The 15555-nt window shown below is 54.0% G+C and carries 16 protein-coding genes; 2 read left to right on the top strand and 14 right to left on the bottom strand.

Annotated elements, in window-relative coordinates; genetic code table 11:
- Position 1 precedes the first annotated feature (1 nt).
- The 6 genes from G163CM_RS01765 to G163CM_RS01740 all read right to left on the bottom strand — a co-directional run bounded on the left by G163CM_RS01765 (position 2) and on the right by G163CM_RS01740 (position 5176).
- Positions 2-718 carry an ABC transporter permease gene (locus G163CM_RS01765; protein WP_015963633.1) on the bottom strand — a complete coding sequence of 239 codons (717 nt, stop codon included), beginning with the start codon at positions 716-718 and terminating at the stop codon, positions 2-4.
- The gene (locus tag G163CM_RS01760; RefSeq protein ID WP_015963632.1) at positions 715-1401 is read right to left on the bottom strand and encodes a histidine ABC transporter permease HisQ; all 687 of its coding nucleotides are present in this window, start codon (positions 1399-1401) and stop codon (positions 715-717) included. The genes G163CM_RS01765 and G163CM_RS01760 overlap by 4 nt, the downstream gene beginning before the upstream one ends.
- A gap of 68 nt (positions 1402-1469) precedes the next feature.
- The gene (gene hisJ, locus G163CM_RS01755) at positions 1470-2252 is read right to left on the bottom strand and encodes a histidine ABC transporter substrate-binding protein HisJ (protein WP_015963631.1); all 783 of its coding nucleotides are present in this window, start codon (positions 2250-2252) and stop codon (positions 1470-1472) included.
- A gap of 232 nt (positions 2253-2484) precedes the next feature.
- Positions 2485-3267, bottom strand: a complete 783-nt coding sequence (gene argT / locus G163CM_RS01750) for a lysine/arginine/ornithine ABC transporter substrate-binding protein ArgT (protein WP_015963630.1) — start codon at positions 3265-3267, stop codon at positions 2485-2487.
- A gap of 294 nt (positions 3268-3561) precedes the next feature.
- Complete coding sequence (locus G163CM_RS01745) at positions 3562-4131, bottom strand: UbiX family flavin prenyltransferase (protein WP_231826643.1); 570 nt, start codon at positions 4129-4131, stop codon at positions 3562-3564.
- A gap of 58 nt (positions 4132-4189) precedes the next feature.
- The gene (locus G163CM_RS01740) at positions 4190-5176 is read right to left on the bottom strand and encodes a LacI family DNA-binding transcriptional regulator (protein WP_231826641.1); all 987 of its coding nucleotides are present in this window, start codon (positions 5174-5176) and stop codon (positions 4190-4192) included.
- Positions 5177-5506: 330 nt separating this feature from the next.
- Here G163CM_RS01740 and G163CM_RS01735 point away from each other — a divergent pair, with 330 nt between their 5' ends.
- Both G163CM_RS01735 and G163CM_RS01730 read left to right on the top strand, forming a co-directional pair.
- Positions 5507-6913, top strand: coding sequence for an MFS transporter (locus tag G163CM_RS01735; protein ID WP_231826640.1), 1407 nt, complete (start codon positions 5507-5509; stop codon positions 6911-6913).
- Positions 6914-6923: 10 nt separating this feature from the next.
- Positions 6924-8885 carry a glycoside hydrolase family 127 protein gene (locus G163CM_RS01730; protein WP_231826639.1) on the top strand — a complete coding sequence of 654 codons (1962 nt, stop codon included), beginning with the start codon at positions 6924-6926 and terminating at the stop codon, positions 8883-8885.
- Between the two features lie 32 nt (positions 8886-8917).
- On the opposite strand, the gene hybG is transcribed toward G163CM_RS01730, so the two are convergent.
- From hybG to hybO, 8 genes are read right to left on the bottom strand one after another with little or no spacing between them, the layout of a single operon-like run.
- Positions 8918-9166, bottom strand: coding sequence for a hydrogenase maturation factor HybG (gene hybG, locus G163CM_RS01725; RefSeq protein WP_231826638.1), 249 nt, complete (start codon positions 9164-9166; stop codon positions 8918-8920).
- Positions 9167-9178: 12 nt separating this feature from the next.
- On the bottom strand, positions 9179-9520 hold the full coding sequence (hypA, locus tag G163CM_RS01720; protein ID WP_231826637.1) for a hydrogenase maturation nickel metallochaperone HypA: 342 nt from the start codon (positions 9518-9520) through the stop codon (positions 9179-9181).
- Positions 9513-10004, bottom strand: coding sequence for a hydrogenase-2 assembly chaperone (gene hybE / locus G163CM_RS01715; RefSeq protein WP_231826635.1), 492 nt, complete (start codon positions 10002-10004; stop codon positions 9513-9515). The genes hypA and hybE overlap by 8 nt, the downstream gene beginning before the upstream one ends.
- A complete protein-coding gene (locus G163CM_RS01710; protein WP_231826634.1) occupies positions 9997-10491 on the bottom strand; it encodes a HyaD/HybD family hydrogenase maturation endopeptidase in 495 nt (164 codons plus the stop codon). Before G163CM_RS01710 ends, hybE begins: the two co-directional genes overlap by 8 nt.
- Positions 10491-12194, bottom strand: a complete 1704-nt coding sequence (hybC, locus tag G163CM_RS01705; RefSeq protein WP_231826633.1) for a hydrogenase 2 large subunit — start codon at positions 12192-12194, stop codon at positions 10491-10493. The genes G163CM_RS01710 and hybC overlap by 1 nt, the downstream gene beginning before the upstream one ends.
- Positions 12191-13369, bottom strand: a complete 1179-nt coding sequence (gene hybB / locus G163CM_RS01700) for a Ni/Fe-hydrogenase cytochrome b subunit (RefSeq protein ID WP_015963623.1) — start codon at positions 13367-13369, stop codon at positions 12191-12193. The genes hybC and hybB overlap by 4 nt, the downstream gene beginning before the upstream one ends.
- A complete protein-coding gene (gene hybA, locus G163CM_RS01695) occupies positions 13359-14342 on the bottom strand; it encodes a hydrogenase 2 operon protein HybA (protein ID WP_015963622.1) in 984 nt (327 codons plus the stop codon). Before hybA ends, hybB begins: the two co-directional genes overlap by 11 nt.
- Positions 14343-14344: 2 nt before the next feature.
- Positions 14345-15463: a hydrogenase 2 small subunit gene (hybO, locus tag G163CM_RS01690; protein WP_015963621.1), complete on the bottom strand. Its 1119-nt coding sequence runs from the start codon at positions 15461-15463 to the stop codon at positions 14345-14347.
- Positions 15464-15555 lie beyond the last annotated feature (92 nt).

Raw genomic sequence — 15555 nt, 5'->3', positions numbered from 1 at the left:
CTCAGTGCGAAGAAGAAGGTTTTACATGCTGCAACCAGCGTTTTTCCGCTTTGCGGAACAGAGAGATCAGCACATACGAGATAATCAAATAAAGCACCGCCGCGATCCCAAATGCCGTAAACGGCTGATAGGTAGCAGAGTTAATATCCCGGGCAATCTTCAGTAAATCCGGCACGGTGGCGGTAAACGCCAGCGCCGTTGAGTGCAGCATCAGAATCACTTCATTGCTGTAAGCCGGCAGCGCAATACGCAGCGCCGACGGTAAAATAATGCAGCGGTAAAGCTTAAAAGAGGAGAAACCGTAGGCGCGCGCCGCTTCAATTTCCCCCGCAGGTACCGCGCGAATCGCGCCCGCGAAAATCTCGGTGGTATAGGCGCAGGTATTCAGCGTCAGGGCCAGCACCGTACAGTTCAGGCCGCTGCGGAAAAAGGCGTTCAGCAGCTCGGTGCCTTTCACGATTTCGAGCGTATACATGCCGGAGTAAAACACCAGCAACTGTACGTACAGCGGCGTGCCGCGAAAAATATAGGTAAACAGCCACACCGGGAATTTGATGTATTTATTGCTGGAGACGCGGGCAATGGCCAGAAACAGCGCCAGAATACCGCCCATCACCACTGAAGAAATCAGCAGCCACAGCGTAATAGCGACACCGGTAAAGCGATAACCATCCGTCCACAGCAGGGACTGCCAGTATTCCTGAATAATCTCGATCACAGGTCAGCCCTCTTCACGCCCACGGAGTAACGGCGTTCGAGCAACAGCAGCACACCATTGGAAACGGTTGTAAACACAAGATAAATCAGACCACAGACGATGGCGAAATAGAAAGGTTCCCAGGTACTTTTCCCGGCCAGTTGCGTGGCCTTCACCACGTCTTCCAGCCCCAGCAGCGACACCAGCGCTGTCGATTTGAGAATAACCTGCCAGTTGTTGCCAATCCCCGGTAGCGCGTAACGCATCATCGCCGGGAACAGAATGCGACGAAACGTCTGCCCACCGGTAAAGCCAAAGGCCGTCGCCGCCTCGATGTGCCCTTTCGGCACCGCCATAAACGCGCCGCGGAAGGTCTCGGTAAAATAGGCGCCGTAGATAAACCCAAGCGTAATAATACCGGCGATCATTGGGTCGATGTCGAACTGGCTCAAACCGAGTGAATCGGTGACCACGTTCAGCGCCATCTGCAACCCATAGAAAATCAATAACATCAGCACGAGATCTGGCACGCCGCGAATCAGCGTCGTATAGCCCTCAAATATCAGCGCCATCACGCGATTATTGGAAAGCTTTGCGCCAGCCCCAACCAGGCCGATAAGCACCGCCAATACCACCGAACTGATTGCCAGCTCAAGGGTCACCAGCGCGCCCTGAAAAATGACTTGTGAAAACCCGTAAAGCATTCAGCCTGTCCTGTATTATTATCACCGTCGCCCCATTCTGAGGCGGGGCGACGGGTGGTCAGCGAAGGTTATTCGCCGTATACGTTAAAATCGAAGTACTTTTTCGCCAGCTTGTCATACGTGCCGTCAGCACGCATTTCAGCAAACGCTTTATTCAGCGCTTCACGCAGTTCGTTATCTTCTTTACGCAGGCCCATACCGGTGCCCACGCCAAACAGTTTTTCATCTTTGATAGACGGGCCACCAAACGCATAATCTTTACCAATCGGCTGTTTCAGGAAACCTTCGCTTGCCGCGACTTCATCCTGGAAAGCAGCGTCAATGCGGCCTGCGGTCAGGTCGGAGTAGATGTTATCCTGGCCCTGATAAGAGACAATCTCTACGCCTTTTGCCGCCCAGTGTTCATTCCCGTAGGTTTCCTGGGTAGTGCCCTGCAGTACGCCGACACGTTTGCCTTTCAGGGTGGCGAGATCCGGCGTCACCGGAGAACCTTTTTTCACGACCAGGCGAGAGTCTGCTGCATAAAGTTTGTCGGTAAACGCGATTTCCTGCTGACGTTTTTCAGTGATCGACAGCGAAGACATAATGGCATCGATTTTCTTCGCTTTCAGAGACGGGATCAGCGCGTCCAGCGGGTTCTCAACGAAGGTACATTGTGTCTGGATACGCTTACACAGCTCTTTTGCCAGATCGATATCAAAACCAATCAATTCACCCTTCGCATTCTTTGATTCAAACGGTGCATAGGTTGGGTCGGTGCCAATTCGTACTTTTTGTGGGATTGCTGCGAAAACACTCGAAGCGCTTGAAAGCGCCAATACCAGAGAAAAAGATAACGCCAGCTTTTTCATAATTATCCTCGACTGCCTTTGATTTCTGCGGGTTTGTCCAAAAAATCCTGAGCAGTTATCGTGCCACTTTTCAGCCCAGAATGGCAAAGCATTCTGCCCTGTCTGTTGGCTTTTTTCTCACTAAAAATGCGTATTTATGCAGAAATGCACCACTTTTGTGCACAGGGTGCACAGCTTCGACACATTGGCAGCATCAATGCACCATTTAAGTGCATTGATGCTGCCGGGAAAATTAATCCCCGTAGACGTTGAAGTTAAAGTACTTCTTCGCCATTTTGTCGTAGGTGCCATCGGCGCGGAGTTCAGAAAGCGCTTTATCAAACGCCTGCTTCAGCTCAACATCATCTTTGCGCAATCCAACGCCCGTGCCATCGCCAAAGAATTTTTTATCCTTCACGGAAGGCCCGGCAAAGGCAAAATCCTTCCCGGCAGGCTGTTTGAGGAAACCTTCGCTGGCGGCCACTTCATCCTGCAAAGCGGCATCCAGACGACCCGCGGCCAGGTCGGAGTAAATCAGGTCCTGGTTCTGGTACGCCACAACATCAACGCCTTTGCTGCGCCAGTTTTGGTTAGCGTACGCTTCCTGAGTCGAGCCCTGCAATACGCCGACATGCTTACCTTTCAGCGAATCCAGCGTTGGCTGGATAGGCGAACCTTTTGCGGCAATCAGACGTGAATCTGCCGCGTAGAGCTTGTCGGAGAAGGCAATCTCCTGCTGACGTTTTTCGGTGATAGAGAGAGAAGAGATAATCGCGTCGATTTTCTTCGCTTTCATAGAGGGGATCAGGGCATCAAAATCACTGCCGACCCAGGAGCACTTCACCTGCATGCGTTTACACATTTCATTGCCCAGATCGATATCAAAGCCGATGAAATCGCCTTTGGCATCTTTCGAGGAGAACGGCGCATAGGTGGTGTCAGTGCCGATGCGGATACTTTGCGGCAGCGCGGCGAACGCGCTGGATACGCTGCCAAGACCGAGCAGTAAAGAGAGAGCCAGAACCGTCTTCTTCATACATACCCCTTTAAAAATCGTGATGCAGTGAGCTGCTATCTAATAGGTTGTGTTGTGTGTTGCAGACCAACAGTGCAGCTTTTATGCCATCTTTATCGTCAGCGCTGGCTTTGACGTTAAATTTGTTAATAAAAGGATGCAATATGGTAACAAGATAGGAAGATAGCAGTTCGGACACATAATCCGCAGCAGTAAAACGCAAAATGCGTGATTAAATATCGAGGATTTGATCGGCGTTACAAAATCGCCCTGCAACAGGGCGAAAAGCACAGATGAGCACCAGATTGGTGCAGCTCAGGCACCTTGCCAGCGGGTAAAGAGATCCTGCGGCAGGTCGATATTAAAGAGGTCGAGAACGCGGTTAACTGTTTGATTTATAATATCATCAATGGTCTGCGGCCGATGATAAAACGCCGGAACAGGCGGCATAATCACCGCGCCAATCTCGGCGGCCTGAGTCATTAAACGCAGATGGCCCAAATGCAGCGGCGTTTCCCGCACGCAGAGCACCAGTGGGCGACGCTCTTTGAGCACCACGTCCGCCGCGCGGGTCAGCAGCCCGTCGGTATAACTGTTCACAATGCCGGAAAGGGTTTTCATCGAACACGGCAGAATCACCATGCCCATGGTTTTGAAAGAGCCTGATGAAATGCTGGCCGCGATATCGCGGGCATCGTGAACGACATCCGCCAGCGCCTGCACGTCGCGCAACGAAAGATCTGTTTCCAGCGAAAGGGTTTGCCGCGCGGCCTGGCTCATCACCAGATGCGTTTCAATATCAGGCACTTCGCGTAAAACCTGAAGCAGACGAACGCCGTAAATTGCGCCGCTGGCACCGGATATTCCAATAATAAGTCGTTTCACTGTGACTGCCCTTTTTGCGTAATGCTGCAACTTTGCCGAATTATTGTCTGCCGTGCAACTATGCGCGATTAACCGAACTTTCACGCACCACCAGTTTTACCGGCAGGAGCATGTTTCTGTCGCTCTCGTCATTAAGCAGTAAGCGGAAAGCATCGCGACCCAGTTCACGCTTGTCGATAGCCACCGTGGTTAGCGGCGGGTAAGCCCAGGCGGCAGCATCAATATCATCAAAACCGACAATCGCGATATCCTGCGGCACCCGTACGCCCCGACGCGCGCATTCCCGCATCGCGACCAGCGCCGCCACATCGTTGTAGGCAAAGATGGCATCGGGCGGTTCGGGCAATGCCAACAGCTTTTCCATCCCTTTCACCAGCGCATCTTCGATATCTTTAACCGGCGGAACTTCAATTTTGTAGTCAGATGAAACGGTTAAACCCGCATCAAAAATCGCCTGCTGGTAGCCTTCTACACGCTGGCGAATACTGTAATGCCCCTGCGAATTACCTAAAAACGCAACACGGTGTCGGCCTTGCTCGATCAGGTGGCGCGTAGCGATAAACCCACCGTAAAAATTATCAGGGTTTACGCAGGGAAAATCTGCCGCCCACAGATCAACCAACACCGTCGGTAAAGTGATTTTGCTAAGCTCTGCCAGAATTTCAGGCTCCAGATACCCGGCGCCCATCACCGCATCCGGCTGATGTAACTGAACCACTTCGGCAAGCGTATCGTCCGGCCCAACGGGCTGAAAACTCATGGCAATGTCATTTTCGCGGCAGGCATCGGCAACGCCGAGCATGACGTGCGAATAAAACGGCAGCGCGCTGGCGATGTTATGTTGACGATGGAGCAGAAACAACAGTCGCTTAATTCGCCCCCCGCGTAATCGGGTGAAGTCGTATCCCTGCGCTTCGGCAATCGCCAGAATGCGCTGACGAGTTTCTTCAGCAAGGCCAGATTGCCCTTTCAGTGCGCGGGATACCGCGGCAATAGAGACACCGCTGGCTGCCGCGATATCCTTGATTCGTGTTTTTTTTACCATCCCTCTCTTTTGCCGCCTTTCGCCATCCGTTGTTCATTTAGCGTTTCAGTATAAATGTTTTTACTAAAAAAAAGCGTTAATTCTTCAAAAGACTAGCGATTCGCTGGCCCGCCGCCTGCCCATCCGGACATAAAAGTGATTTAAGTCACATTTAAATATCTATTTATAGTAAAAACAGATCAAATTCACATTGAAAACATCTCATCATTTACGTTTAAACCCCATCAGACCTACTCTAAAAATCGCACGATTTTTACTAAAAAAACTGTCAGAGATGCGCCGTAATGACTGTTTAGCCCTTAGAACTGCTAACACTTATGGAGATTGATTATGGCTACTGCCGATAATCTGGATGGTGATGTACTCAGAGAAGAGGATGCCGGAGAAACGCTCTCAACCCGCGAAAAAATCGGCTACGGATTAGGTGATGCGGGCGGACACTGCATCTCTGATTTAATTAGCGGTTTCCTGCTCTTTTTTTATACGGATATTTTTGGCCTGAGCCCGGCAATCGTTGGGGCAATGTTCCTGATTTTACGCATTTTTGATGCCATCTCTGACCCGGTGATGGGCGTCATCGCGGACCGCACGCGTAGCCGCTGGGGCCGCTTCCGTCCCTGGCAGTTATGGATTGCGGTGCCACTGGGCGTTATTGGCATTCTTACCTTCACCGTTCCCGAGATGGGCCCGAATATGAAAATCGCCTGGGCATTCGGTACCTACTTCCTGCTTTCTGTCGGCTACACCGCGATCAACGTCCCGTACTGCGCGTTGATTAATGCAATGACTAATCGCCACGACCAGGTGATGTCCTGCCAGTCCTGGCGCTTTGTATTAAGCGGCATCGCCGGTTTTCTTGTCGCCGTTGGCTTGCCGTGGATGGTGGAATTTTTCGGCAAGGGGAATCTGGCAAAAGGCTATCAATACGGCGTCACTGTTATCTGTACGGTCGGCGTGGTGATGTTTCTTCTGTGCTTTTTCTGGGTGAAGGAACGCGTACCGCTTTCACTTGCCGGAAAATTTACGTTGCGTCAGCACCTGCAAGGCTTATGGAAAAACGACCAGTTACTGCTGATGCTGGTGATGTCTTTCCTGCTGGTGAATATTCTGTGTATTCGCGGCGGCGGTTATATGTACTTTATCTCTTACGCGCTGGAAGGCAGCGCCGGGTTTATGTCGCTGTTTTTCGCCGTGGTGACCATTGCGGCTATCATTGGCGCTATTGTGGTTAACCCGCTCTCCCGCCGCATCGACATGGTTAAGCTCTATTTTTACACCAACCTGGTGCTGGTCATCTTTGGCGTAATAATGTGGTTTCTGCCGACCGGAGCACAGTATCAAACGTTGTGGTTAGGCTGCATTTTAATCAACAACATCGTTCTGGGATTCACCCTGCCCCTGCACTTTTCCATTATGGCTTTCGCCGACGACTACGGCGAATGGAAAAATGGCGTCCGTTCTTCGGGTATGAACTTCGCCTTCAACCTCTTTTTTATCAAGCTTTCATGGGCCTCTTCCGGCGGCATTATCAGCCTGATTCTGATTCTGGTCGCTTATCAACCCGGACTCGAAAACCAAACGGCTGCATCCATTCAGGGGATCACCGCCCTGCAAAGCCTGGCCCCCGCTATTTTCCATCTTGTACTGGCGCTATGCCTGCTCAAATGCCGTTTGAACGGCCCCATGATGCAGCGCATTTCCACCGACCTTCATCAACGTCATTCACAGTTATCCTGAGGTAGAGAAAATGCATTCTGAAGTGATTGAAGCCCCACTGAATCACATCACCATCACCGACCCGTTTCTTGGTGAGTATCAACGACTGATCCGCGATGTCGTCATCCCTTATCAATGGCAGGCGCTCAACGATGCCATTCCTGAGGCGGAACCCAGCCACGCGCTGGCGAACTACCGCATTGCCGCAGGAATGCAGCAAGGCGAATTCTACGGCATGGTTTTTCAGGATAGCGACGTCACAAAATGGCTTGAGGCGGTTGCCTGGTCCCTGTCGCAGAAAGGGGACCCTGCGCTTGAACAAACGGCAGATGACGTTATTGAGTTACTGGCCAGGGCCCAGTGTGAAGACGGTTATCTTAATACCTGGTACAGCGTGAAGGAGCCCGGCCTGCGCTGGACAAACGTTGCCGAGTGCCACGAGCTTTATTGTGCCGGTCATCTGTTTGAGGCCGCAGTCGCCTTTTATCAGGCAACCGGAAAGCGTCGTTTACTGGAAATTGCCTGTCGCTTTGCCGACCATATTGACACGGTTTTTGGCCCTAACGAGGGTCAGTTACGCGGATATCCCGGCCACCCGGAAATTGAACTGGCGTTGATGCGACTGTATGAAGTCACGCTCGAGAAGCGCTACAAAGATCTGGCGCGTTTTTTTCTTGAGGAGCGGGGAAAGCAGCCTTACTACTATGATATTGAATTTGAAAAGCGCGGTGGAACCTGGCACTGGAATGACTGGGGCGATGCGTGGATGGTGAAAGACAAAGCTTACACTCATGCGCATAAACCGCTCAATGAGCAGGATCAGGCCGTCGGTCATGCCGTTCGCTCGGTCTACCTGATGACCGGGCTTGCCCATATCGCCCGCATGACGCAGGACGAAGAAAAACGCCAGACCTGCCTGCGCATCTGGAACAATATGGTGCACAAGCGCATGTATATCACCGGAGGCGTTGGTTCACAGGCCGTGGGTGAAGCGTTCACCAGTGATTACGACCTGCCTTCAGATACCGCCTATGCCGAAAGCTGCGCCTCCATCGGCCTGATGATGTTCGCCCGTCGCATGCTGGAGATGGAAGGCGACGCCCAGTATGCCGACGTCATGGAGCGCGCGTTCTACAACACCGTGCTCGGCGGTATGGCGCTGGATGGTAAACACTTCTTCTATGTTAACCCGCTGGAAACACAGCCCAAAACTATTGCCTGCAACCATGTGTACGATCATATCAAACCGGTCCGTCAGCGCTGGTTCGGTTGCGCCTGCTGCCCGCCCAATATCGCCCGCACGCTGGTCGCTATCGGGCATTATCTTTTCACTCCGCGTAAAGATGCGCTGTTTATCAACATCTATGCGGGGAGCAAAGCGCGGTTTGAAATTGAGGGGAAATCGCTGCAACTGCGTATCGACGGTAACTATCCGTGGGATGAACAGGTGACCATAACCTTTGATAATGCGACGCCTGTTGCGCATACGCTCGCCCTGCGGCTTCCGGAATGGTGCGAAAACCCAACCGTTCAGGTTAACGGTGAACGGGCGCAGGGTGGGGTCATTAAAGGGTATCTTCACCTGCATCGTCACTGGCAGCAGGGAGACTGCATTTCGCTCACTTTACCAATGAAAATCATGCGTGTTTACGCCAATCCTCGAGTCCGCCACACTGCGGGCAAAGTCGCGATACAGCGCGGGCCGCTGGTCTACTGCCTGGAAGAGGCGGATAACGGGGCGGACTTGCACAACCTGTATTTGCCGCAAGAGGCGGATTTTCGTCTTGAGCAAGGCAACGGAGTGTTGAAGGGAAAAGTACTGATTCAGACTGAAGGCGCCCGGCTTGCGACGCCATCAGAGGGTGAAGCATTGTATCACTTTAACCCTCGACGCACTGCCCTTCAGCCGCAAACGCTCACCTTTATACCGTGGTTCAGTTGGGCAAATCGCGGCGAAGGTGAAATGCGTATCTGGATAAACGAACAAGCGTAATGGCTTAACAGGCGTTCCCATACGGGAGCGCCTCACGCTACCGTTTCATCGAGTTCCATCTGCCGCAGCGCTGCCAGCGTCGCCTGCGCTTCGGCTTCATCAATAATGCTCATGGCAAACCCCACGTGCACCAGCACCCACTGCCCAACGAGGTCGGCGGTGTCGCCTTCGCAGATAAGCGCAATATTCACATCGCGCTTTACGCCACAGACTTCTACCTGCGCGAGCTGGTGAATATCTTCACCCACGGCCAGCACCTGGCCCGGTACGCCAATACACATAATTAACTCCGGTTATTCCACTTCAATACTTTTTACCCGCAGCGAGTCGCCCGTATCGACGCGTAAATTCGCACCATCACACTGCGGGCAGCGCGCATCATGCTGGGTAATTTCAACCGCGCGGCTGCAATCCCAGCACCAGGCCTGCGCGGGTCGATACTCAATATGCAATTCACAGCCTTGCGCGACAGTGTGCTGGCAGACGATATCAAAGCTGAAACGCACGGCGCTCTCTTCCACGCAGGAGAGCGCGCCGATCTCCAGCCATACGCCCGTCACGCGCTTAACACCGTGCTGCTCGGCCTGCTGCTGGATAATTTCCACCGCGCTCTGGCACAGCGACAGCTCATGCATCCGCCACGCTCCGACGGCCAAACAGCAGTGAGCGACGGCTTGCCATACTTGGCGCATCCGGGTTGCTAAGCGGAAGGGAAAGCAGCATCCGCGCACAATCCGCTACCAGCCGCATCCCCTCTTCCACCGAAAGGGCTTTAGGCAGCGGCGACATCAACGAACATGAAAGATATTGCGAAACGCCTTCCAGCTCGCTCACGGTAAAGGTCATGGTGCCGTAAGGCAGTTGCAGCCCCAGCTTTTCACTGACGGTACGACGCGGCCAGCGCTGATCCGGGCCGGGGAAAATAACCGCGCTCAGCATCCACGGGGTGATGACGCAGCCGGTCCATTGCCCTTCAAACAGCGTGAAATCTGACACGGAGACCGGCATGGTTGGGTGCAGAAACGCCAGGTCATGCATTGAACGGCGAGCCACCTCTTCAAATGCCGCCTGCACCAATAGCTGCGGCGACGTGGAGAAACCGCTGATTTCTTCAGGCATGCGTTTCCTCCCGAGCAACGACTTCAACGCCCGATTCGCGCAGCGCCAGCAGCACCTGCTCAAGCGCAGGCGTTATCATCGCCTCTACGGTTGACGTTAAACCGATATGGGGCTCCAGCGATTCAGGGATAACGCCCACCAGGGTGAGTTTTTTCGGAAACTCCCCCGTGAAGCGCAGGGCCGACAGAACGTCGGCCAGCCCAAGCTGATGCGGGGAGATTTTATTGGTAAACAGCGCCGGAACTTCATCGTCGCGCAGCACCATAATCGTACCCGGCGCATTTTTGCGTGAGACAATAGCATCGGCGATAATCAGATGATCGCGGTCGGCCATATCGCCCAGCAGCTCCATCCCTGCCGTACCGCCGTCGAGTACCTCGACGTAATCCGGCAGGATGTAGCGCTGCTCCAGCGCTTCCACTATGCGTACGCCGATGGCTTCATCGGTAAGCAAAATGTTGCCGACGCCTAAGACTAAAATCCGCATCACAGCACCTTCACCGCGACAACATCATTGCCGTCGGCGTCCACTACGTGCACCGCGCAGGACATGCACGGGTCGAAGGAGTGAATCGTGCGCACTACTTCCAGCGGTTTTTCCGGATCGGCGACCGGCGTACCCACCAGCGAACGTTCATACGGGCCGACTTCATCGTTGAAATTACGCGGGCCGGAGTTCCAGGTGGAAGGTACAACCGCCTGATAGTTGCTGATAATGCCGTCTTTTATCACCATCCAGTGTGAGAGCATACCGCGCGGCGCTTCGAGGAAGCCGACGCCTTTAAACTCACCGGTGGCCGGGATATTCGGCTTCACAAAGGTGGTATGGTCGCCCTTGCCGATGTTGGTCACCAACGCGCTGTACTGATGCTGAAGAATATGTTGCAGTTCGCAGCAATGAACGGTACGCCCGATGATACGACCAAGCGTAGAGTGCAGTTGATCAACACCCAGCGTTTTACCCGTCAGCTTAGTGTAGATGGCGATGATTTCGTTGAGCTTCGCCTGGGTTGATTCGCGTTTTGCCGCCAGTTTACACAGCATATTCGCCAGCGGCCCCACTTCGACGGTTTTACCGTAGAAGGTCGGGGCTTTCACCCAGGAGTATTTCCCGTCGTCTGACCAGCCGGTATAGTTCGGCACGGTGGTGCCCTCCCACGGCGCCTGCGGTGATTCGTCTTTATACCAGGCGTGCTTCGCGCTCTCCTGAATCCCTTTAATCAGGAACTCATCAGATTGAGAACTGATAGGGTGATAAGTCGACAGGTCGCTGTTAGTGATATAGCCGCCCGGGAAGAGGAAGCTGCCATTTTTCCCGTCGGTTGGGAATTCCGGCGTTGCCAGATAGTTCACCGCGCCGCGACCGCGCTCCAGCCATTCCGGATAAAACGCCGCAATGACCGCAGTATCGACTTTATAAACCTGCTCAACGAAATCGCTCAGCTTATCGATAAAGGATTTGATGTACATCAGGCGTTCAAGGTTCAGCACACCCAGGCCGTCAAGGTTGATAGGGTTCGCTACCCCGCCGACGGCGAGGTTCTGAATATGCGGTGATTTACCGCCCAGCAGCGCCACTACGCGGTTCGCGTCGCGCTGGCACTCCAGCGCCTGTAAATAGTGTGCCACCGCAATCAGGTTCACTTCCGGCGGCAGTTTCATCGCCGGGTGCCCCCAGTAGCCGTTAGCGAAAATCCCTAACTGACCGCTAGCCACCAGATCCTTGATTTTGTTCTGAACTTTGGTGAACTCTTCCGCGCTGTTCAGGTGCCAGCTCGATACGCCGGTCAGCATCGCTGAGGCTTTCGCCGGGTCGGCTTTCAGGGCTGAGGTGATATCCACCCAGTCGAGCGCCGAGAGCTGATAAAAGTGCACGATGTGATCATGCGTGGTGTGCGCCGCCAGAATGATATTGCGGATATGCTGGGCATTCACCGGCACATCAATTTTTAGCGCGCTTTCTGCTGCTCGCACGGAGGCAATGGCGTGCGTGGTGGTACACACGCCGCAGATACGCTGCACAATCATCCAGGCATCGCGCGGGTCGCGATTTTTGACAATCTCTTCCATGCCGCGCCACATGGTGCCGGACGCCCAGGCCTTAGACACCACCCCATTTTCAATTTCGCAGTCGATGCGCAGGTGCCCTTCAATACGGGTTACCGGGTCAATCGTAATTCTCTGGCTCATGCTTTGCTCGCCTCATGACGCTTGTTGTCGTTTTGTTTTAAAGGGGGAAGTATCGGCAACAGACGAATGAGCAGGATGTATGCACAAATCTCAATTGCCACAAAACCCATAGAAATCAGCAGTTCTTCCCAGGTTGGGAAGTAGTGGTAGCCGCCACCGGGGTTGAACGCCACCAGCGAATAGGAGATACGCCAGGTCGCACAGCCCAACAGCGCGCTCAGTGCCGACAGGTAAAGCATGCGCGAATCATTGCGCAGCTTCCCAACGCGCAGTACCACCAGCGGGAAGAGCATCAGCAGCGCTTCCAGCCAGAACAGGAAGGAGTAGAAATCACCCGCAAAGGCATACGACAGCTTGTGGCGATAAACCAGCTCTCCGACGCGCAACACCAGGAACAGCGCAAGCAACACGCTGGCGGTATTCATCAACTTCACAAACAGCGATTTCTCATCCGGCCCTCTTCCCCGTAGCCCGGTCTGCACCAGCGAACCTTCAAACACCACAATGGCGAAGCCCATGATGAAAGCGGTCAGCACCGAGAAGAGCGGCAGCATTTCGTAGCTTTGCCACAGCGGATGCACTTTATAGCCCGCCGAGATCATCAATGACCCCATGGAAGACTGGTGCATCGTCGGCAGCAATGCGCCGAGCGCAATGATGAAGAACATCAGTTTATTGAGGAACTTCAGCGGCACCTTCCAGCCCATCCGTTCCAGCAGCGCGGGCGCAAACTCCAGCGCCATGACGCCGATATAGATGGTCATACAGACGGCGGTTTCGAACAGCACCGAGTTAACGTTAAAGTGCCCCGGAATGTAAAAGTACGGCAGGTTCCAGTAACGCCCAACGTCGATAGTGATCGACAGACCACCGAGCGAATAGCCAAACAGGCTCGCCAGCAGCGCCGGACGCACCAGCGGATGATAACGTCCTTTGTTGAAGACATACACTGCCCAGGCCAGCGCCCAGCCGCCGCAGGCAAAGCCGGTGCCGATCAACAAATCGAAGGCGATCCAGATCCCCCACGGGTATCCACCGTTAAGATCGGAAACGGAACCCAATCCCCAGATCAGACGTTTGACGATCATGATCAGGCACAGCACAGCCAGCGGAGCGAAAATAATGATCGGCTTGCTGATAATTTTCCCGCCCAGCGGTTTTGGATCATGACTCATGATCGTCTCCTCCATCGTGAGGGCCGCTTTTGGTATTGCGACGCACCAGCACGGTTAACCCCGCCAGCAAAGCAAGCGGCAGCATCATGCCTTTATAAACGGTGTGTTGGACGTGTTCAGAACGCGCCCCGGTAGAGAGTTCATCCAGCTTCGGCAAGCCCAGATTCTCATAAGGCACACCGGTCAACACCAGCACCTGCGTTCCGCCGCCCTCTTTCTCACCGTAAAGGTGTGGATGGTAGTGCGGTACCGTATGCAGGTAGGTATCTCCCGTTTTTAAAGTCTGACGCGGGTAGTGGTATTCGCTTCCCGGCTTCAGGGCCAGACGTTTTTTCGCCTCCGCCATCAGCTCTTCGCGTGTACCAAAAATTACCGCGCCCGCCGGACAAACTGAGACGCAGCCGGGCAATCCGCCTTTATCTAACCGTTCAACGCCCTTCTGATTACACAGTTCACATTTGTGAATCGCACCAAACGGGTTGTTGTAATCGTATTTCGGCACGTTATAGGGGCAGGCGACCATGCAGTAACGGCAGCCGGTACAGACATCTTTGTTGTAATGCACAATGCCGGTTTTTGGATCTTTACGCAGCGCCTGAACCGGGCAAACGGAGACACAGTTCGGGTCTACACAGTGCATGCACTGCTTTTTGATGTAGGCGTAACCGTTCTCTTCCTTGTCTTTGTTAACCCCCGTTCCGCTACGCCACACCTGAATGATGTTATTGGTATAGGGCGAAAGTTTGTCGTTGTTGGACCAGGTTTGTTCGCCCTGCGGGTTGCGTGCCGGGAAGTTGATATTCTGGCACTCGGTCACGCAGGCCTGGCAGCCGACGCAAAGCGTTGAGTCGTATAGCATCCCCAACGAACCAGGAATGGGCGGACGGTTTTCCGCCGCCTGAGCTACGGAAGGCGCAGCCCCCAGCAGCAAGGCGCCGCCGGAGGCAGCTTTAATAAAGTTTCTTCTGTTCACGGTTATTCTCCCCGTGAGTCAGTGTTATCTTTCTTCTGCTGACGCCCCAGCTCGCGAACCGCCATCACGCTGACGCCCGCCACCAGGCCGACCACGCCGCCCAGTAACCCCACGGCTCCCGCTGAAATCTCACCGCCCTCTTTCAGGTCTACATCGGGTTTTTCCGCGCGCGGCGTTTGATTTTCAACCGTTGCCAGTTGATGGATGCCTTTGTGGAAACCGACACCCTCTTCGTTACAGCCATAACACGGATGACCAATCGCCACCGGCCAGACGCCGCCGACATCGCAGAATTGCAGCGTTGAACAGTTACCGTACGTTTCCGGCCCTTTGCAGCCCAGGTGGTACAGACACCAGCCCTGACGGTGGCCTTCATCGCCAAACTCTTTCGCAAAGCGCCCGGCATCAAAGTGCGGACGGCGTTCGCAGTGTTCGTGGATCAAACGGCCATAGGCGAAGGTTGGGCGATTTTTGGCATCCAGCTTCGGCGGTTTACCAAAAGTGATGATATGCGCGACGGTCGCGAGGAAGTTGTGCGGGTTGGGCGGGCAGCCAGGAATGTTGATTATCGTTTTACCCGGCAAGGCTTCCTGAAGCCCTACCGCGCCGGTCGGGTTAACGCCCGCCGCCGCCACGCCGCCCCAGGCAGCGCAGGAACCGATGGCAATAATTGCCGCCGCCCCTTCTGCCGCTTTGCGGATATGGTCGATAATCGGCTCACCGGCGACCATGCAATAAATACCGTTATCTTTTAACGGGATCGAGCCATCGACCACCAGCACATACTGACCTTTGTATTTCTCCAGGGCGTTGTGCTTGTTCTCTTCAACCTGATGGCCGAAAGCGGCGGAAAGCACTTCGTGGTATTCCAGAGAGATAGTCTCCAGCACGAGGTTTTCGACGGTTGGGTGGGTCGCGCGGAGCAGAGATTCCGTGCATCCGGTACACTCCTGCGCGCCAATCCAGATAACCGGCGGACGCTGCGGGCGGGTGATTGATTCGGCCATCTCGGCGGCCGCTTTACTACTGAGCCCCATCGTGGCGGCCAGCGCTGCACAAAGCTTCATAAAATCACGGCGGTTAACGCCATGAGAAGTGCTGAGGGTGTTATCTCCAGTCATCTTGTTGTTATTCCGTAACGAAGACTTGGGTTTCTCCTGCACCTCTCGCAGGTTGCAAAAGGCGCACCATTGACCACATTTATTTTATGGTT

The organism is Pseudocitrobacter corydidari (genome assembly GCF_021172065.1).
GTDB classification, from domain to species: domain Bacteria; phylum Pseudomonadota; class Gammaproteobacteria; order Enterobacterales; family Enterobacteriaceae; genus Pseudocitrobacter; species Pseudocitrobacter corydidari.
This window is presented reverse-complemented; position numbering and strand designations above follow the sequence as displayed.

Excerpts from the sequence above, each read along its gene's own strand:
- hybC (WP_231826633.1), bottom strand. The coding sequence starts at position 12,194 with ATGAGCCAGAGAATTACGATTGACCCGGTAACCCGTATTGAAGGGCAC.
- hybE (WP_231826635.1), bottom strand. The coding sequence starts at position 10,004 with ATGCCTGAAGAAATCAGCGGTTTCTCCACGTCGCCGCAGCTATTGGTG.
- hybB (WP_015963623.1), bottom strand. The coding sequence starts at position 13,369 with ATGAGTCATGATCCAAAACCGCTGGGCGGGAAAATTATCAGCAAGCCG.
- G163CM_RS01710 (WP_231826634.1), bottom strand. The coding sequence starts at position 10,491 with ATGCGGATTTTAGTCTTAGGCGTCGGCAACATTTTGCTTACCGATGAA.
- G163CM_RS01735 (WP_231826640.1), top strand. The coding sequence starts at position 5,507 with ATGGCTACTGCCGATAATCTGGATGGTGATGTACTCAGAGAAGAGGAT.
- G163CM_RS01730 (WP_231826639.1), top strand. The coding sequence starts at position 6,924 with ATGCATTCTGAAGTGATTGAAGCCCCACTGAATCACATCACCATCACC.
- G163CM_RS01760 (WP_015963632.1), bottom strand. The coding sequence starts at position 1,401 with ATGCTTTACGGGTTTTCACAAGTCATTTTTCAGGGCGCGCTGGTGACC.
- hybG (WP_231826638.1), bottom strand. The coding sequence starts at position 9,166 with ATGTGTATTGGCGTACCGGGCCAGGTGCTGGCCGTGGGTGAAGATATT.
- hisJ (WP_015963631.1), bottom strand. The coding sequence starts at position 2,252 with ATGAAAAAGCTGGCGTTATCTTTTTCTCTGGTATTGGCGCTTTCAAGC.
- hypA (WP_231826637.1), bottom strand. The coding sequence starts at position 9,520 with ATGCATGAGCTGTCGCTGTGCCAGAGCGCGGTGGAAATTATCCAGCAG.
- hybO (WP_015963621.1), bottom strand. The coding sequence starts at position 15,463 with ATGACTGGAGATAACACCCTCAGCACTTCTCATGGCGTTAACCGCCGT.
- argT (WP_015963630.1), bottom strand. The coding sequence starts at position 3,267 with ATGAAGAAGACGGTTCTGGCTCTCTCTTTACTGCTCGGTCTTGGCAGC.
- G163CM_RS01740 (WP_231826641.1), bottom strand. The coding sequence starts at position 5,176 with ATGGTAAAAAAAACACGAATCAAGGATATCGCGGCAGCCAGCGGTGTC.